Source organism: Streptomyces sp. NPDC012835, assembly GCF_042900885.1.
In the GTDB taxonomy this organism is placed as follows: domain Bacteria; phylum Actinomycetota; class Actinomycetes; order Streptomycetales; family Streptomycetaceae; genus Streptomyces.
Map to the genome: position 1 here is coordinate 1 of NZ_JBIBBW010000002.1, position 16,537 is coordinate 16,537.

Annotated in this window: 16 protein-coding genes and 2 pseudogenes; 9 read left to right on the plus strand and 9 right to left on the minus strand. The window is 70.5% G+C overall.

Features of this window, described 5'->3' with window-relative positions:
* On the plus strand, window positions 1-207 hold a 207-nt coding region (locus tag ACFY6S_RS07460), incomplete at its 5' end, for a hypothetical protein (protein WP_388819871.1).
* Between the two features lie 147 nt (window positions 208-354).
* On the opposite strand, the gene ACFY6S_RS07465 is transcribed toward ACFY6S_RS07460, so the two are convergent.
* Complete coding sequence (locus ACFY6S_RS07465; protein ID WP_388819874.1) at window positions 355-1,005, minus strand: DNA-3-methyladenine glycosylase; 651 nt, start codon at window positions 1,003-1,005, stop codon at window positions 355-357.
* Between the two features lie 106 nt (window positions 1,006-1,111).
* Here ACFY6S_RS07465 and ACFY6S_RS07470 point away from each other — a divergent pair, with 106 nt between their 5' ends.
* Complete coding sequence (locus ACFY6S_RS07470) at window positions 1,112-1,894, plus strand: sporulation protein (RefSeq protein ID WP_388819877.1); 783 nt, start codon at window positions 1,112-1,114, stop codon at window positions 1,892-1,894.
* Window positions 1,895-2,262: 368 nt separating this feature from the next.
* Window positions 2,263-2,799, plus strand: coding sequence for an HNH endonuclease (locus ACFY6S_RS07475; RefSeq protein WP_388819880.1), 537 nt, complete (start codon window positions 2,263-2,265; stop codon window positions 2,797-2,799).
* A 54-nt stretch (window positions 2,800-2,853) separates the two neighbouring features.
* On the opposite strand, the pseudogene ACFY6S_RS07480 reads toward ACFY6S_RS07475, so the two are convergent.
* Window positions 2,854-3,616: pseudogene (locus ACFY6S_RS07480) on the minus strand (sulfite exporter TauE/SafE family protein).
* On the opposite strand from ACFY6S_RS07480, the gene ACFY6S_RS07485 reads away from it, so the two are divergent.
* The gene (locus ACFY6S_RS07485) at window positions 3,543-3,692 is read left to right on the plus strand and encodes a hypothetical protein (RefSeq protein WP_388821644.1); all 150 of its coding nucleotides are present in this window, start codon (window positions 3,543-3,545) and stop codon (window positions 3,690-3,692) included. The pseudogene ACFY6S_RS07480 and the gene ACFY6S_RS07485 sit on opposite strands and share 74 nt — an antisense overlap.
* A 51-nt stretch (window positions 3,693-3,743) precedes the next feature.
* On the opposite strand, the gene ACFY6S_RS07490 is transcribed toward ACFY6S_RS07485, so the two are convergent.
* From ACFY6S_RS07490 to ACFY6S_RS07500, 3 genes are all read right to left on the minus strand, one after another.
* The gene (locus ACFY6S_RS07490) at window positions 3,744-4,673 is read right to left on the minus strand and encodes an SPFH domain-containing protein (RefSeq protein WP_384193877.1); all 930 of its coding nucleotides are present in this window, start codon (window positions 4,671-4,673) and stop codon (window positions 3,744-3,746) included.
* Window positions 4,674-4,763: 90 nt separating this feature from the next.
* Complete coding sequence (locus tag ACFY6S_RS07495; RefSeq protein WP_388819883.1) at window positions 4,764-5,192, minus strand: NfeD family protein; 429 nt, start codon at window positions 5,190-5,192, stop codon at window positions 4,764-4,766.
* A 55-nt stretch (window positions 5,193-5,247) separates the two neighbouring features.
* Window positions 5,248-6,039, minus strand: coding sequence for an ABC transporter ATP-binding protein (locus tag ACFY6S_RS07500; protein WP_388819886.1), 792 nt, complete (start codon window positions 6,037-6,039; stop codon window positions 5,248-5,250).
* A 126-nt stretch (window positions 6,040-6,165) separates the two neighbouring features.
* Here ACFY6S_RS07500 and ACFY6S_RS07505 point away from each other — a divergent pair, with 126 nt between their 5' ends.
* A complete protein-coding gene (locus ACFY6S_RS07505) occupies window positions 6,166-6,966 on the plus strand; it encodes a hypothetical protein (RefSeq protein ID WP_388819889.1) in 801 nt (266 codons plus the stop codon).
* A 44-nt stretch (window positions 6,967-7,010) separates the two neighbouring features.
* On the opposite strand, the pseudogene ACFY6S_RS07510 reads toward ACFY6S_RS07505, so the two are convergent.
* The 3 genes and pseudogenes from ACFY6S_RS07510 to ACFY6S_RS07520 all read right to left on the minus strand — a co-directional run.
* Window positions 7,011-7,169, minus strand: a pseudogene (locus tag ACFY6S_RS07510) (chaplin); the annotation flags it as partial.
* A gap of 36 nt (window positions 7,170-7,205) precedes the next feature.
* Window positions 7,206-7,853: a response regulator gene (locus tag ACFY6S_RS07515; protein WP_388819892.1), complete on the minus strand. Its 648-nt coding sequence runs from the start codon at window positions 7,851-7,853 to the stop codon at window positions 7,206-7,208.
* A complete protein-coding gene (locus ACFY6S_RS07520) occupies window positions 7,846-8,991 on the minus strand; it encodes a GAF domain-containing sensor histidine kinase (RefSeq protein ID WP_388819895.1) in 1,146 nt (381 codons plus the stop codon). Before ACFY6S_RS07520 ends, ACFY6S_RS07515 begins: the two co-directional genes overlap by 8 nt.
* 252 nt (window positions 8,992-9,243) lie before the next feature.
* Between ACFY6S_RS07520 and ACFY6S_RS07525 the strand changes: the two genes are divergently transcribed.
* The 3 genes from ACFY6S_RS07525 (at window position 9,244) to ACFY6S_RS07535 (ending at window position 12,025) form a co-directional block, all read left to right on the plus strand.
* Window positions 9,244-9,942 (plus strand): SDR family NAD(P)-dependent oxidoreductase, encoded by a 699-nt coding sequence (locus ACFY6S_RS07525; protein ID WP_388821530.1) that lies wholly within the window; start codon window positions 9,244-9,246, stop codon window positions 9,940-9,942.
* Window positions 9,939-11,015 (plus strand): S-adenosylmethionine:tRNA ribosyltransferase-isomerase, encoded by a 1,077-nt coding sequence (locus ACFY6S_RS07530; RefSeq protein ID WP_388819898.1) that lies wholly within the window; start codon window positions 9,939-9,941, stop codon window positions 11,013-11,015. The genes ACFY6S_RS07525 and ACFY6S_RS07530 overlap by 4 nt, the downstream gene beginning before the upstream one ends.
* A gap of 272 nt (window positions 11,016-11,287) precedes the next feature.
* Window positions 11,288-12,025, plus strand: coding sequence for a transglycosylase SLT domain-containing protein (locus ACFY6S_RS07535; RefSeq protein WP_388819901.1), 738 nt, complete (start codon window positions 11,288-11,290; stop codon window positions 12,023-12,025).
* 117 nt (window positions 12,026-12,142) lie between these two features.
* Here the strand turns inward: ACFY6S_RS07535 and ACFY6S_RS07540 are convergent, their stop codons facing one another.
* Window positions 12,143-14,797, minus strand: coding sequence for an FHA domain-containing protein (locus ACFY6S_RS07540; protein ID WP_388819904.1), 2,655 nt, complete (start codon window positions 14,795-14,797; stop codon window positions 12,143-12,145).
* 356 nt (window positions 14,798-15,153) lie between these two features.
* Here ACFY6S_RS07540 and serB point away from each other — a divergent pair, with 356 nt between their 5' ends.
* Window positions 15,154-16,374, plus strand: coding sequence for a phosphoserine phosphatase SerB (gene serB, locus ACFY6S_RS07545; RefSeq protein ID WP_388819907.1), 1,221 nt, complete (start codon window positions 15,154-15,156; stop codon window positions 16,372-16,374).
* The last annotated feature ends 163 nt before the right edge of the window (window positions 16,375-16,537 follow it).

A 16,537-nucleotide genomic window follows, 5' to 3' on the forward strand; every position in this document is an offset into this window, starting at 1 on the left:
CCCACAGAACATTTTCTGGGGCTTTCCTCCGGGCGCTTCCCTTCGGTGTTTCTTTGTTTTGTTTCCGTCTTGCGTTTCCGACTCTATCAGACTCTCTCGGCGGTGTTTCGCTTCCAGAATTCTGATGGCCTTTGGATTGGCCTTTTGCCTTTCGGCTTCGCCTCTCGGCTGTTCACTACTTTAGCTGAATCCTCGTCCGACTCATAATCGAGCCGGTGGGTCTGAATTTCGGCATGCCGAAATCCCTACCCGTAAGGGTTGCAACTAGAGAGTGGGTGACCGCTCCGGAGCTGCTGAACAGCAGTGCTCCGTTGAAAGCGGCTCGGACTACATTAGGGGTCCGGCAGGGGCGAGTCAAGTTCGGCGGCGTCGCGGAACGTGGGGCCGATAGGGGCTCACCGACGGGTCGCCGTCGATCCAGAAGCGCCAGGGGTGGAGGGTCGCGTCGCCGCCCGCTCCGGAGACTCCGGTGCGCGGACCACTGCGGACCTGGTCTTTGGGGGCGGGGGTGCCGGTGAGAACGGACAGTGCGGCGTCGGGGCCGGCGCAGACGTCCGTGCCGTCCAGGGCGAGGCCGACATCGAGGGCGGTGGCCAGGCGGGCCGGGCCTTTGGCGAGTTCTCTGTCGTACCGGGCCGAAAGGCGGCGTTTGCGTGCCCGCTCGGCACCCACCTGGATCTCGCCGCCTCTGAGCAGCACGCCGCTCGCGGTGCCCTCCGGGCCGCACACCAGGTTGAGGCAGTGCCACATCCCGTAGGTGAAGTAGACGTATCCATGTCCGGGCGGGCCGAACATCACCGCGTTCCGGGCCGTGCGGCCCCGGTAAGCGTGGGAGCCCGGGTCGATCTCGCCTGCGTACGCCTCCACCTCGGTGAGCCGGAGTTCGATGGGCCCTTCGTCCGTGTTCCGCACCAGCGTGCGGCCGAGCAGGTCGGGGGCGACGTCCAGGACCGGCCGGTCGAAGAACTCCCTGGGCAGCGGCAGGCGGTCGGGGGTCTCGGTCATGACGTACGAGCGTACTCGGGAACCGGTTACGGTCAGGGCGCGTATGTAGAGGTCAGCACCGCGTGGGACCTCGATAACGGGAACCTGAGAAGGAAGAAGTGGACACATGGGCTTCAAGAAGCTGCTCGCGAGCCTCGGCGCCGGTGGAGCGACGGTCGAGACGGAGCTGACCGAGCCGAACGTGGTGCCCGGCGGGGTCGTTCAGGGGGAAGTGCGGCTGGAGGGCGGTTCGGTGAACCAGCAGATCCAGGGGCTCTCGGTCGGACTCCAGGCCCGGGTCGAAGTGGAGAGCGGCGACCAGGAGGTCAAGCAGGACATCCAGTTCGCCAAGGAACACATCGGCGGCGCCTTCGAGGTGCAGGCCGGGGCGACCCATGTCGTTCCGTTCGGTCTGGAGATCCCCTGGGAGACCCCGATCACCACCATCGAGGGCCAGCAGCTGCGCGGGATGGACGTCGGGGTGACCACCGAGCTGGACATCGCGCGGGCGGTGGACAACAGCGACCTGGACCCCATCCATGTCCATCCGCTGCCGGCCCAGCAGGCGATCCTGGACGCCTTCACCCACCTCGGATTCCGTTTCAAGAGCGCGGACCTGGAGCGGGGGCACATCCGCGGGACCCGCCAGCGGCTGCCCTTCTACCAGGAGATCGAGTTCTTCGCGCCGGAGCAGTACCGGGGGCTGAACCAGGTCGAGCTGACCTTCATCGCGGACGACCGGGAGATGGACGTGATCCTGGAGATGGACAAGAAGCCCGGGCTGTTCACCGAGGGAAGCGACTCGTTCCGGGCGTTCCAGGTGGGGCTCGGCGACTTCCACGGCACCGACTGGCCCGCCTACCTCAACCAGTGGCTCGCCGAGGTCGGTGGCCGTCGTAACTGGTTCTAGCAGGAAAGGATCCGGGCTGGTGGACTTCGGCGGCTCCGCTCCACCGCCCGGCGATCCGGCGCGCCGCTGTGTGTGCACCGTCCACGCGGTGGACAGCGGGCAGCTCGGTCCCGACCGGGACGCGTCACCGGCCCTCGTCGGGTTGAATCCGCGGTTCCACACGCCGGCGCGCGCCCGGCTCGCCGGGGAGTACACGGCCCCTGCGGGAGGCTGACCGTTTGCTTTTTGTTTGCCCTGCCCCGGTCTTGGAGAGACCAGGGCAGGGCATTTTTTATTGTGTTGTCCCTCTCGGCGTGCCCGGCCAGAGTTGATCCAAGCCCGAAGCCTTGTCGACGGGGCGGGGCCGGCGAACACGGGAGGTGGACAGGATGCGGGACACCCTGGTGCTGAATGCGAGCTTCGAGCCGCTCTCGACGGTGACGCTCAATCGCGCGGTGGTGCTGGTGCTCCAGGACAAGGCCGTCGTCGAGCAGGCCCATCCCGCGCTGCGTGTGCGCGCGGCCGCGTTCGAACTTCCGGTGCCCCGGGTGATCAGGCTCTGCCGTTTCGTCCGGGTGCCGTTCCGAAGACAGGCACCGTGGTCGAGACGGGGGGTGCTGATACGGGACCAGCACCGGTGCGCCTACTGCGGCAGGCGCGCGACGACCGTGGACCATGTGGTGCCGCGCTCCCGGGGTGGCGGGGACAACTGGCTGAACACGGTCGCTTCCTGCGCCGAGGACAACCACCGCAAGGCCGACCGCACGCCGGAGCAGGCGGGAATGCCGCTGCTGCGCCAGCCGTTCGTGCCCTCCCCGGCCGAGGCGATGCTGCTCACGCTGCGGGCCGGCGAGCGCTCCGACCTGCCGCACTGGCTGACCGGCCAACCGGCCGAGGACATCCGGACCGTACTGCCCGCCGCGTAGGGCCGGTTCGGCTCCGCGTAGGGCCGGTTCGGGTCGGGTTCGGTGAGGTCCGGCTCAGCCGTACTTGCGGACGAGCAGTTGCACGATGGCGACCACACCGACCAGGACGACGATGGCGCGCAGTGCCGTGGGCGGCAGCCGGCGTCCGACCTTGGCGCCGAGCTGCCCGCCGAGTGCCGAGCCCACGGCGATGAGGACGACGGCCGTCCAGTCGAATTCGGCGACGAAGAGGAAGAAGAGGGCCGCGACCCCGTTGACGACAGCGGCGAGGACGTTCTTGACCGCGTTGAGGCGTTGCAGGGTGTCGTCGAGCAGCATGCCCATCAGGGAGAGGTAGATGATCCCCTGGGCCGCGGTGAAGTAGCCGCCGTAGACGCTCGCGAGCAGGAGCCCGGTGAACAGGAGCGGGCCGCCGTTGGGGCGGGCGGTGGTGCCGGTACGGGCGCGGCGGGCCTGGACGGCCTTGGCCAGCCGGGGCTGGAGGATCACCAGTACCAGGGCGAGGGTGACCAGGACGGGCACGATCGTCTCGAACGCCGTCGAGGGCAGGACCAGCAGCAGGGTCGCGCCGCAGAGTCCGCCGACGAGCGCCGCGCCGCTGAGCCGCAGGACGCGGCGGCCCTGGCCGGCGAGTTCGGCGCGGTAGCCGATGGCTCCGCTGACGGAGCCCGGTATCAGCCCGAGTGCGTTGGAGACGGTCGCGGTGACCGGGGGGGAGGCCCGTCGCCAGGAGTACGGGGAAGGTGATCAGCGTGCCGGAGCCGACGATGGTGTTGATCGTGCCGGCGCTGATACCCGCCGCGAAGACGGCGAGCATCTCCCAGATGGTCACGGTGTGTTGCCCTTCGGTGATCGGTGCCGGTGGCACCGATCATGCCCGAAGGAGCGGATGATTCGGACGAGCGGGGTCGATCCGGGGGGTGCGGCGGCCCCGGACCGGGCGATCAGTCGAGCGGTGGGGTCTGCCTGCGCTCCTTGCCGGTGTTGAAGCCGGGCATTCCGCCGCCGAGGTTGTCGAAGGCTCCGCTGAGTCCCTTGAGGGCGTCGCCGATCTCGCTGGGCACGATCCAGAGCTTGTTGGCGTCGCCCTCGGCGATCTTGGGGAGCATCTGGAGGTACTGGTAGGCGAGGAGCTTCTGGTCCGGGTCGCCCGCGTGGATGGATTCGAAGACCGTGCGGATGGCCTGGGCCTCACCCTCGGCGCGCAGTGCGGCGGCCTTGGCCTCACCTTCGGCGCGCAGGATCGCGGACTGCTTCTCGCCCTCCGCGGTGAGGATCTGCGACTGGCGGATACCTTCGGCGGTGAGGATCGCGGCGCGCTTGTCCCGGTCGGCGCGCATCTGCTTCTCCATCGAGTCCTGGATGGAGGTGGGCGGTTCGATCGCCTTCAGTTCGACGCGGTTGACGCGGATGCCCCACTTGCCGGTGGCTTCGTCGAGGACGCCGCGCAGGGCCGCGTTGATCTCCTCGCGGGAGGTGAGGGTCCGCTCCAGGTCCATGCCGCCGATGATGTTGCGCAGGGTGGTGACGGTGAGCTGCTCAATGGCCTGAATGTAACTGGCGACTTCGTAGGTCGCGGCCCTGGCGTCGGTCACCTGGTAGTAGATGACGGTGTCGATGTTGACCACCAGGTTGTCCTGGGTGATCACCGGCTGGGGCGGGAACGGGACGACCTGTTCACGGAGGTCGATGCGGTTACGGATCGAGTCGATGAACGGGACCACGATGTTCAGGCCCGCGTTGAGCGTGCGGGTGTAGCGGCCGAACCGCTCCACGATGGCGGCGCTCGCCTGTGGGATGACCTGGATGGTCTTGATCAGGGCGATGAATACAAGCACCACCAGGATGACCAGGACGATGATGATTGATGGCATCGCGTTCCTCGGGCCCTTCGCCGCCGGATGTTCTGATGATCGAGTTTCTCAGACATTGGGCCAACGTGGTGACCGTTCGGCCGGGTTGGCTCACATCACGACGGCTGTCGCTCCGTCGATCTCCACGACGTCGACGTCCTCGCCGGGTTCGAACGAGAGGTTCTCGTCATAGCTGCGTGCCGACCACACCTCGCCGGCGAGTTTGATCCGGCCTCCGGCGCGGTCCACCCGTTCCAGGACGACGGCCTGACGGCCCTTCAGTGCGTCGATTCCGGTGTTGGCGTCGGGGTTGGCGCTGCGCTGCCGGGCCGCGTAGGGCCGTACGACGGCGATGAGAGCGACCGACACCACGACGAACACCAGGACTTGGGCGACGACACCGCCGCCGAGCGCCGCCGTGATCGCGGCGGCGACCGCTCCGGCGGAGAACATGCCGAACTCGGGCATCGCCGTGACGACCAGCGGAATACCCAGCCCGACGGCCCCGATCAGCCACCACACCCACGCGTCGATTTCCACATGTTCATGGTAGGGGCGACCATCCCCCTCCCGACAGGGGCGATATCAGGTCAGCTCAGCCGAGCGGGAGTCCGTGCGCGGTCCAGCGCTCGCCGGTGCGCTCGACGAGGAGGGGCAGGCCGAAGCAGAGGGAGAGGTTGCGCGAGGTCAGTTCCATCTCCATGGGACCGGCCGCGAGCACCTTGCCCTGGCGGATCATGAGGACGTGGGTGAAGCCGGGGGCGATCTCCTCGACATGGTGGGTCACCATGATCATGGAGGGGGCGTACGGGTCGCGGGCGAGCCGGCCGAGCCGCCGTACCAGGTCCTCGCGGCCCCCGAGGTCGAGCCCGGCGGCGGGCTCGTCCAGGAGCAGCAGTTCGGGGTCGGTCATCATGGCGCGGGCGATCAGGGTGCGCTTGCGCTCTCCCTCGGAGAGCGTGCCGAAGCGGCGGTCGAGGAACTCGGTCATGCCGAGCCGGTCGAGGAAGGCGCGGGCGCGCTGTTCGTCGACGGCGTCGTAGTCCTCGTTCCAGGTCGCGGTCATGCCGTAGGCGGCCGTGAGGACGGTCTGGAGGACGGTCTGGCGCTTGGGCAGCTTCTCGGACATGGCGATGCCGGCCATGCCGATGCGGGGGCGGAGGTCGAAGACGTCGACCTTGCCGAGCCGCTCACCGAGGATGGTGACGTCGCCGGAGGTCGGGAAGAGATAGCTGGACGCGAGGTTGAGCAGGGTGGTCTTGCCGGCGCCGTTGGGGCCGAGGATCACCCAGCGCTCCCCCTCCTTCACCGACCAGGAGACATCTTCCACCAGAGCGCGTCCGTCGCGGACCACGGATACGTCCACCAGCTCCAGTACATCGCTCATGAGCGCGTTGTCTCCCCATGCAATCGTCTTGAGTTTCGGGTGCGCCTGTAGGCGCGGCCCCCATGGGAAAACCTACGCCACCGGTCGAGTGGTCCGGTCCCGAGGTCCGTTCCCTAGGCTGGGCGCATGCTTTCGCAACCACGTTCAGGACTGCTGGCCGCTTGGGGAAATGCCCTGTTGGCCGGGTTTGTATCGCCGGACGACGCCGTGCTCGCCGTGGTCGGCGACGACGCGTCGCACCGGGTGGAGGGGCTGCCGGGCGAGACCGGTCCCGTCGGGCTGACGCTCGCGCTGGGGCGGCTGCGGGCGCTCGGGGTGACCGGTTTCCGGGTGGCGCTGCCCGCGCCGGGGCATCCGCTGGGGCTCAGCGGGCCGCCGGAGTTCAATGCCCGCGCGCTGGACGCCGGGGAGGCCGTGATCGCGGCGGGGGCGCCGTACGGTCTGGTGCCCGAGGTGGTCGAGGCCGGCCCGGAGGGGGACCTTCATGTGGAGGTCCGCTGGCACTGCCTGCCCGTACGGGAGGCGCCGCCGGCGGACGTGCCGTCGCTGGGTGAGGCCGAGCGTGAGCTGGCGGAGGCGCTGCGGGACGCGACGGAGGTGCTGTCGCGGCTCGATGTGGCGGCCTCGGGGCCGGTGGCGGAGGCGGCGCTGGACGCGTACCGGTCGCGCGCGGAGCGGGAGCACGAGGTGCTGGCTCCCGGCTATCCGCCGCGCGCGGTGCGGGTGGCCCATCTGGCGCGGCGGATCACGCTGCTGGTCTCGCTGGCGTACGAGAACGGGCACGGCGGCGCGGTGAGCGCGTCGGAGATGGCGGCGCGGGTGGAGGCGCTGCGGCCGGTGGAGCGGTGCGCGCGGCGGGCGCGGGTGGCCGCGTACAACGCGTACGTGGAGGAGCGGGAGCGCGACGCGCCGCCCGCGGCGCCGTGACACGCGGTGGCGGCGCGGCGGCGCCCCCGAGGTGGGGAAGCCCCTCATAAGTTCGCCGAGCCGTTGCCGGACGCCGGGTTCAGCGGGCCGATGACATCGACCGTGTTGCCGGTGAGGTCGACCGGGATGTGGACCGGGACCTGGACCACCTTGCCGGAGCCGACCCCCGGGGAGTGCACGGCCCGGCCGTCGGCGTGGGCGCCGCCGGTGGTGGCGAACGCGCGGTCCGGGCGGCCGGATCAGTCCGTCAGCCCGTGCCGTACCGCCCACAGCGCGGCCTGTGTGCGGTCCGAGAGATCCAGTTTCATCAGGATGTTGGACACATGGGTCTTGACGGTCTTCTCCGAGAGCACCAGCGCACGGGCGATCTCCCGGTTGGAGCGCCCATCGGCGATCAGCCCGAGCACCTCGCGCTCGCGCTCGGTGAGCGAGGTCCCCCGGCCCTGGCCGCCGCCGGCCGGGTCGTCCTGTGCCAGCAGCGCGCCCGCGACCTCCGGCTGGAGCAGGACATGCCCCGCGTGCACGGAGCGGATCGCACCGGCCAGCGCCTCGGGGTCCACGTCCTTGTACACGTAGCCGAACGCCCCGGCGCGCAGCGCGGGGACGACGGTGCGCTGTTCGGTGAAGCTGGTGACGATCAGGACCCGGGCCGGGTTCTGCAGCTCCCGGAGCTTGCGCAGCGCCTGGATGCCGTCGGTGCCCGGCATCTTGATGTCCATCAGCACGACATCGGGGCGCAGCTCCTCGGTGCGGGCGACGCCCCCGGCTCCGTCGGACGCCTCGCCCACGACCTCTATGTCGTCCTGGATCTCCAGGAACGTGCGCAGTCCCCGGCGGACCACCTGGTGGTCGTCGACCAGCACCACCCGGATCTTCTTGTCAGCCACCCGGCACCTCCATCTCGATCGTGGTGCCTCGGCCGGGCGCCGATCGCACTCTGAGTCTGCCGCCCACCCCGCTCGCCCGGTCCCGCATCGAGACCAGTCCCAGGTGGCGGCCGGCTCTGCGGACCGTACGGGGTTCGAAGCCCGCTCCGTTGTCGGTGACGCTGAGCGCCGCGCCCGGTCCGCGCCGGGCGAGGGTGACCTCGACCCGGTCGCCGCCGGAGTGGCGCAGCGCGTTGTGCAGGGCCTCCTGGGCGACGCGCAGCAGTGCCTCCTCCTGGGCGGCCGGCAGGGCGCGTATCCCCGAGCTGTCGAAGGAGACCCGGGCCGAGTGGGCGCGGTCCAGGACCTGGATCTGGGTGCGGAGCGTGGCGACGAGGCCGTCCTCGTCCAGGGCGGCGGGGCGCAGCTCGACCACGGCGGCGCGCAGCTCGTCGGCGGCCTCGGCGGCCAGCGCGACGACCTGCTGGAGTTCGTCCTTGGCGCGGGCCGGATCGCGGTCGACCAGGGCGGCGGCGGCCTGCGCGGTCAGCCGCAGGGAGAAGAGTTTCTGGCTGACGGCGTCGTGCAGCTCGTGCGCGAGGCGCGAGCGTTCCTCGACGATGGTCAGCTCGCGGCTGCGCTCGTAGAGCCGGGCGTTGGTGAGGGCGATGGCGGCGTGCTGGGCGAGGATCGTGAGGAGTTCCTCGTCCCCCTCGGTGAATCCGCAGCCGCCGTCCGGCTTGGGGCAGCGCTTGTTGGCGAGGAAGAGCGCCGCGATGGTCGCGTCGCCGTCCCTGACGGGCACGCCCAGGAAGTCCGACATGTCGGGGTGGGCGTGCGGCCAGCCCTCGAAGCGGGGGTCCTGGCGCACGTCGGCGAGGCGCTCGGGTTTCTCCTCGTGGAGCATCGCGGCGAGGATGCCGTGCTGGCGCGGGAGCGGGCCGATGGCCTTCCACTGTTCGTCGCTGACGCCGTCCACGACGAACTGGGCGAATCCCCCGTGGTCGTCGGGCACACCGAGCGCCGCGTACTCGGCGTCGAGGAGTTCGCGGGCCGAGGCGACGATCGTCTTGAGGACGTCGCGGACCTCCAGGTGCCGGCTCATCGCGAGGAGCGCGGTGCTCACGGCCGCGAGGCCGGAGCTGGGGCGATGGCTCATGGCTTCACCGTACCGGCGGGTGGCACGGACCGTATCGGGCTGAGGACCCCACGCGACCGGGCCCGATGGCCTAGGACCGGGGCCGGGGTCCGGAGACCGGGGCCTCGGTCCCGGGACCGGGGCCGGGGGCCTACTTCGAAGTGCCCCGCGCGGACGGGGCCCGCGGCCGAGGCGCGGACGGGGGGCGGGTTTCTACGTTGGCGGTACCGGCTGCGGTGGAGCACGCCGGTACCGATGACGAGGAGCGACATCATGCCGGTGGCGATCATCACGGGGGCATCGAAGGGATTGGGGCGCGCGCTGGCCGCGGGGCTGGCCGGGCGGGGCTGGGATCTGGTGCTGGACGCCAGGACCGCGCCCGTACTGGAGGAGACGGCCCGCGCGCTCGGGGCGCACGGGACCAGGGTGGTGGCGGTCGCCGGGGACGTGACGGACGCCGCGCACCGGGCGGAGCTGGTCGCCGCGGCCGGCGGGCTGGGCGGGCTCGATCTGGTGGTGAGCAACGCCAGCGCGCTGGGGGCCGAACCGCTCGTACGGCTGGAGGCGCTGCCGCTGGCGGGGCTGCGCGCGGCGCTGGAGACCAATGTGGTGGCGGCGCTCGGCCTGGTGCAGGAGGCGCTGCCGCTGCTGCGGGCGAGCGCGGCGGGCGCGGTGGTCGCCGTCAGTTCCGACGCGGCGGCGGAGGCGTACGAGACCTGGGGCGGGTACGGGGCGTCCAAGGCGGCGCTGGACCATCTCGCGGCGGTGCTCTCGGTCGAGGAGCCGGGGCTGCGGGTGTGGACGGTCGACCCCGGGGACATGGGGACGGATCTGTACGCGGCGGCGGTGCCGGACGACCCGGAGCCGCGTCCGGGGCCGGAGTCGGTGGTGCCGGGCTTCCTGGGGCTGCTGGAGCGGCGCCCGCCGAGCGGACGGTACGCGGCGCCCGCGCTGACCGGGGTGACGAAGTGACCGCCCTGGCGGAGCTGACGGTGCCCGATGAGTTGTCTGCCCGGCTGCCCGCGGAGCAGCGCGGCAGCGGCAGGGACGATGTCCGGCTGCTGGTCTCCCGGGGCACGCGGGTGTCGCACCACGCGTTCCGGCAGCTGCCGGAGCTGCTGCGGGCCGGGGACGTCCTGGTGGTCAACACCTCGGCCACGCTGCCCGCAGCGGTCAGCGGGCGGCTGGGCGGGTCACGGGTCGTCGTGCACTTCTCGACGTGCGGTGACGACGGCCGGTGGGCGGTCGAGCTGCGCACGCCGCGCGACGGGGACGCCTCGGGCACCACGCTGCCCCGCCCCGGCGGCCCTGCGGGGGCGCTCGTGGAGCTGCCGGGCGGGCAGCGGCTGGTGCTGGAGGAGGCGCTGGCCGCCGAGGGGGCCCGGCTGTGGTGGGCGAGGGTCTCCTGTGCCGTGCCGGGGCTGCTGGACCGGTACGGCAGGCCCATCCGGTACGGGTACACGGAGCGCGATCAGCCGCTCGGCGTCTACCAGACCGTGTTCGCGCTGCCCACCGCCGACGGGTCCGGCTCCGCCGAGATGCCGAGCGCCGCGCGGCCCTTCACCACGGACCTGGTCACGGAGCTGGTGAGCCGCGGGGTGCTGTTCGCGCCGCTGACGCTGCACACGGGGGTGGCCTCGACCGAGGCGCACGAGCCGCCGTACCCGGAGCGCTTCGAGGTGCCGCGGACCACGGCCGGGCTGGTGAACGCCGCCAGGGCGGGCGGCGGGCGGGTGATCGCGGTCGGTACGACGGCGGTGCGGGCCCTGGAATCGGCGACGGTCGCCGGCGGCGGTGTGCGGGCGACCGGGGGCTGGACCGATCTGGTGGTGACGCCGGGGCGCGGGGTGCGGACCGTGGACGGGCTGCTGACCGGGCTGCACGAGCCCCGTGCCTCGCATCTGCTGATGCTGGAGGCGATCGCCGGGGAAGCGGCGCTGGCCCGTGGATACGGGGAAGCGCTGCGCCGGCTCTACCTGTGGCACGAGTTCGGGGACGTCCATCTCCTGCTGCCCTCGGAAAACGCTCACAACGAGCATTGCTGAAGCAACGCATGGTCATGTAGCCATGCCGGCGATGTGAGCCCAGGCATAGGACGTACATCACTTACGAACAGCACTAGTCGACGGATAAAAGGGTGTGAGCACGGGATAAACGGTCGGCGGGGCGCCTTCGTGGCGCCCCGCTCCACTATCCCGGGTCGTACGTCACACCTTTGCCACAGCATTTTGCGGCCGCTAACAATTGCCGACGTCGCCGCCGAGCAGGCTGGCCGTCCGGCCTCCGCGACTCCCGCTATTCGAAGAGGTACGTCTCTATGTTCTCGTCACGCACCCCTGGCCTCAGTCGCCTGAACAAAACCCAGAAGGCTTCCATGGCCGGCGTCGCCGCCGCCGGAGTCGCCGCGGTCACGTTCTCGCTGGTTCCCGGCAACGGCGCTTCCGCCGAGGCCGGCTCCACGTCCCAGTCGAAGCCCGCGTCCGCCTCGCAGGTGGCCTGGAGCTCGACCACGGACGGCTCCCAGGCTTCTGCCGTGCACGCGATCATCGCCAAGCAGCACACCAGCGCCGTCAGCAGCGTCGCCAAGGCCCCGGCCTCGGACAAGACGAAGTCGGAAGCCGACGCGAAGGCGAAGGCCGCCGCCAAGGCCAAGGCCGAGGCGAAGGCCAAGGCCGACGCGAAGAAGCGCGACAAGACGGCCGCCAGCCGGTCCGCCGCCCGTAAGCCCGTCTACGCGAACAACCTGGACGGCTGGATCCGCGAGTCGCTGGCGATCATGAAGAAGCACGGCATCCCCGGCTCCTACGAAGGCATCCACCGCAACGTCATCCGCGAGTCGAGCGGTAACCCGAAGGCGATCAACCTCTGGGACGTCAACGCCCAGAACGGCATCCCCTCGAAGGGCCTGCTCCAGGTCATACCGCCGACCTTCAAGAGCTACCACGTCAAGGGCACGCCGAACGACATCTACGACCCGGTCTCCAACATCGTGGCCGCGTGCAACTACGCCGCGGACAAGTACGGGTCGATGGACAACGTCAACAGCGCCTACTGATCCGGGCCCGCACCACGCACGGACCGGTTCGGGCCGGCACGGACCGGCACCACGCGCGCCGGAGGGCGGCACCCCCACCACGGGGGTGCCGCCCTCCGGCGCGCTGTCGTCGTGGCGCTACTTGCGCATGACCTCGGGCTCGTGGCGGCGCAGCAGCCGCGCCACCGCGAAGCCGAGGACGACCGCCATGAGGAGCAGGACCGAGACGTTCGTGGCCCACTGGCCCACCGAGTGCTCCCACAGGGGATCGAGGCTGGTGGGGTTGTCGACGTCCCAGGGAGGCATGAGGTGCGCGAGGTCGAGCGTCGTCCCCGTACCCGCGATCGCCCAGCGGGCCGGCATCAGCCAGCCGAACTGCTCCAGACCCGGTGAGTCGAACAGCTGGAAGAGGACGCCGGTGAAGACGACCTGGACGATCGCGAACATGACCAGCAGCGGCATGGTCTTCTCGGCGGTCCTCACCAGCGAGGAGATGACCAGGCCGAACATCATCGAGGTGACGCCCAGGACGATCACCACGACGCACATCTCGACGGCCGGGGGCATGATCAGGCCCTCGGCGGGCAGCGCGCGGGGAAAGAAGCCGATCGCGCAGATGATGACGCCCTGGATCGCCGTGATCACACCGAGTGTGATCACCTTCGACATCAGATAGGCGGAGCGGGACAGCCCCGTCGCCCGTTCCCGTTCGTAGATCACCCGTTCCTTGATCAGCTCACGTACGGAGTTGGACGCGCCGGCGAAGCACATACCGACCGTGAGGACCAGCATGATCGTCCCCGCACCGCTGTTGAAGCGGGAGGGCAGCTCGGGCGGGCCGAGTCCGAACTTCGCGGGGATGACGGTACTGACCACCCCGAGCACGGCGGGCACGACCACCATCAGCGCCATGAACCCCTTGTCGGACGCGATGACCGAGACATAGCGCCGGATCAGCGTCCAGAGCTGGGAACCCCAGCTCTGCGCCTTCGGCGGGCGCATCCGCTGCGGCGGCGGCATGTGGACGGACTGGGCGGCGACGGCGTCGATGTCCGCCGCGTACATCTGGTAGTGCTGCGAACCGCGCCAGCGGCCCGCCCAGTCGTAGTCGCGGTAGTTCTCGAAGGCCGAGAAGACATCCGCCCAGCTGGTGTAGCCGAAGAAGTTGAGCGCCTCCTCCGGCGGACCGAAGTACGCGACGGAGCCACCGGGCGCCATGACCAGCAGCTTGTCGCAGATCGCCAGCTCGGCCACGGAGTGGGTGACGACCAGGACCGTACGGCCGTCGTCGGCCAGACCGCGCAGCAGCTGCATGACATCGCGGTCCATGCCCGGGTCGAGGCCGGACGTCGGCTCGTCCAGGAAGATCAGCGACGGCTTGGTGAGCAGCTCCAGGGCGACGGAGACGCGCTTGCGCTGACCGCCCGAGAGCGAGGTGATCCTCTTGTCCTTGTGGATGTCGAGCTTCAGCTCGCCCAGCACCTCACCGATCCGGGCCTCGCGCTCGGCCTCGGCGGTGTCGCCGGGGAAGCGGAGCCTGGCCGCGTACTTGAGCGCCTTCTTGATGGTCAGCTCCTTGTGCAGGATGTCGTCCTGCGGGACCAGACCGATGCGCTGGCGCAACTCGGCGAACTGCTTGTACAGGTTCCGGTGGTCGTAGAGGACATCGCCCTGATCGGCGGGGCGGTAGCCGGTGAGCGCCTTGAGCAGGGTGGATTTGCCGGAGCCGGACGGGCCGATGACCGCGACCAGGGACTTCTCGGGAACGCCGAAGGAGACGTCCTTGAGGATCTGCTTCCCGCCGTCGACCGTCACCGTCAGATGGCGGGCGGAGAAGGACACCTCGCCGGTGTCGACGAACTCCTCCAGCCGGTCACCGACGAGCCGGAAGGTCGAGTGCCCGACGCCGACGATGTCGCTGGGGCCGAGCAGCACGGTGGCGGACTTGGCGATCGGCTGGCCGTTGACGTACGTGCCGTTGTGGGATCCGAGGTCGCGGATCTCGAAGCGGCCGTCGGGGGTCGCCGTGAACTCGGCGTGGTACCGGGAGACCTGGAGGTCGGAGACGACCAGTTCGTTCTCCAGCGCGCGGCCGATGCGCATGACCCGGCCGAGCGAGAAGTGATGGAAGGTGGTCGGGCTGCGGTCCCCGTGCGACGGCACGGCTCCCGCCGCACCGACGCGGCCGGGGCCGGCGGCACCGCCCGGGGAGCGGTCGCCGGGGCCGTCCTCCCGCTGACGCGGCAGCCGGTCCTGCCGCGGGGCGGGCTGCTGCGGCTGCGGCCATGCCTGCTGCTGGGCGGGCGCGTGCTGCTGGGCGGGTGCGTGCTGCTGGGCGGGTGCGTGCTGCTGGGCCGGCGCCCCGGGCCGGCCGCCCCAGTCGGGGGCCTGCTGCCCCTGGGGCCGCGGGGACTGCCGTACGTGCGGCGCCAGTTGGGTCTCGGCCGCGTGATCGCTGTACGCCGCACCGGCGGCGCCCTGCCCGGCCCCTCCTCCGGTGAGGCTCAACCGGGGGCCGTCGGTGGGGTTCCCGAGGTTCACGGACGAGCCCGCGCCGATCTCCAGCCGCTGGATCCGCCCGCCCTCGACGTACGTGCCGTTGGTGGAACCGTGGTCCTCGATGACCCAACCGCGCCCGGCCCAGCTGAGGGTGGCGTGCCGCCACGAGACCCTGGCGTCGTCGATCACCAGATCACCCTGCGGATCACGTCCGAGGGTGTACGACCTGGACGGATCGAGCGTCCAGGTTCTTCCGTTCAATTCAAGTACGAGTTCCGGCACTCCATGCCCCACTTGTCTTTCCCCCGAATTTTCCCCACCGCAGGGAGTCTAGGGACGGCGAACATCGTGGGGAACTATTTCAGGCTCGCTCCCCTCTGTGAAAGCCAGGTCAGGTGCATTACCGGCACAGGCATGTAACAGCGCGGAAGAAAGACCCTGATCGACATAAAGCGCCCATAAAAAGCCCCTGATCATGCGCGAATATCGGTAATGGTGCATCCGGGACAAAAAATGGTCCGCCGGCCGGGCTCACGGAGGGCCGCCGGTTCGGGCCGTGGCATCCGATCGGGCCATGGCCGCTCGCACGCCGTCCGGTACGCGGAACACTCGTCGGATATCCGCGCTCCGCCCGATACGGTGGAACCACCATGAGCGCATCTCAGCCACCCCGGACCGCCGATGTCCCCACTCTTCTGGTCAAGATCTTCGGGAAGGACCGCCCCGGGATCACCGCCGGCCTCTTCGACACCCTCGCCGCCTACTCCGTCGACGTGATCGACATCGAGCAGGTCGTCACCCGTGGCCGTATCGTCCTGTGCGCGCTGATCACCGCACCCACCGCGGGAGGTACGAGCGAGGGCGCGCTGCGGGCGACCGTGCACAGCTGGACCGACTCGCTCAAGCTCCAGGCCGAGATCATCTCCGGCACGGGTGACAACCGGCCGCGCGGCAGCGGCCGTTCCCATGTCACGGTGCTCGGGAATCCGCTCACCGCCGAGTCGACAGCCGCCATAGCGGCCAGCATCACCGCCACGGGCGGCAATATCGACCGGATCTTCCGGCTCGCGAAGTACCCGGTCACGGCGGTGGAGTTCGCGGTGTCCGGTGTGGAGACCGAACCCCTGCGCACGGCGCTGGCCACGGCGGGCGCCGAGATCGGCGTCGATGTCGCGGTGGTCTCGGCCGGACTGTACCGGCGGGCCCAGCGGCTCGTGGTGATGGACGTGGACTCGACGCTCATCCAGGACGAGGTCATCGAGATGTTCGCGGCGCACGCCGGCTGCGAGGACCAGGTGGCCGAGGTGACCGCCAGGGCCATGCGCGGTGAGCTGGACTTCGAGCAGTCCCTGCACGCCCGGGTGGCGCTGCTCGCCGGGCTCGACGCCTCGGTGGTGGACAAGGTGCGCGCGGAGGTCCGGCTCACGCCGGGGGCCCGCACCCTGGTCCGTACGCTCAAGCGACTGGGATACCAGGTGGGTGTGGTGTCCGGTGGCTTCACCCAGGTCACCGACGCGCTCCAGGATCAGCTGGGGCTGGATTTCGCCTCCGCCAACACGCTGGAGATCGTGGACGGGAAGCTCACGGGCCGGGTGGTCGGCGAGATCGTCGACCGGGCGGGCAAGGCCAGGCTGCTGCGCAGGTTCGCGGCCGAGGCGGGGGTGCCGCTGGCGCAGACGGTCGCGATCGGCGACGGGGCCAACGATCTGGACATGCTGAACGCGGCGGGGCTGGGCGTGGCCTTCAACGCCAAGCCGGTGGTCCGCGAGGCGGCTCACACGGCGGTGAACGTACCGTTCCTCGACACGGTGCTCTATCTGCTGGGTATCACCCGCGAAGAGGTCGAGGCGGCGGACGGCGAGGACGGCTGAGCCCGCGCGGGAACCGATGCCCCGAGACGTGGGGGGGGGGGGGGGGGGGGGGGGGGGGGGGGGGGGGGGCGGCGCCGGGGGCCGCCGGGGGGGGGGGCGGCGGCCGAGCGGGGGGGGGCCGGGGGGGGGCGGCGCCGCGGCCACCACCCCCCCCCACCCCCAC

Bases quoted from the DNA above. Each gene is read 5' to 3' on its own strand.
- ACFY6S_RS07465 (WP_388819874.1), bottom strand. From the start codon at position 1,005: ATGACCGAGACCCCCGACCGCCTGCCGCTGCCCAGGGAGTTCTTCGAC.
- ACFY6S_RS07490 (WP_384193877.1), bottom strand. From the start codon at position 4,673: ATGCCATCAATCATCATCGTCCTGGTCATCCTGGTGGTGCTTGTATTC.
- ACFY6S_RS07535 (WP_388819901.1), top strand. From the start codon at position 11,288: ATGTTCTCGTCACGCACCCCTGGCCTCAGTCGCCTGAACAAAACCCAG.
- serB (WP_388819907.1), top strand. From the start codon at position 15,154: ATGAGCGCATCTCAGCCACCCCGGACCGCCGATGTCCCCACTCTTCTG.
- ACFY6S_RS07525 (WP_388821530.1), top strand. From the start codon at position 9,244: ATGCCGGTGGCGATCATCACGGGGGCATCGAAGGGATTGGGGCGCGCG.
- ACFY6S_RS07475 (WP_388819880.1), top strand. From the start codon at position 2,263: ATGCGGGACACCCTGGTGCTGAATGCGAGCTTCGAGCCGCTCTCGACG.
- ACFY6S_RS07470 (WP_388819877.1), top strand. From the start codon at position 1,112: ATGGGCTTCAAGAAGCTGCTCGCGAGCCTCGGCGCCGGTGGAGCGACG.
- ACFY6S_RS07500 (WP_388819886.1), bottom strand. From the start codon at position 6,039: ATGAGCGATGTACTGGAGCTGGTGGACGTATCCGTGGTCCGCGACGGA.
- ACFY6S_RS07505 (WP_388819889.1), top strand. From the start codon at position 6,166: ATGCTTTCGCAACCACGTTCAGGACTGCTGGCCGCTTGGGGAAATGCC.
- ACFY6S_RS07520 (WP_388819895.1), bottom strand. From the start codon at position 8,991: ATGAGCCATCGCCCCAGCTCCGGCCTCGCGGCCGTGAGCACCGCGCTC.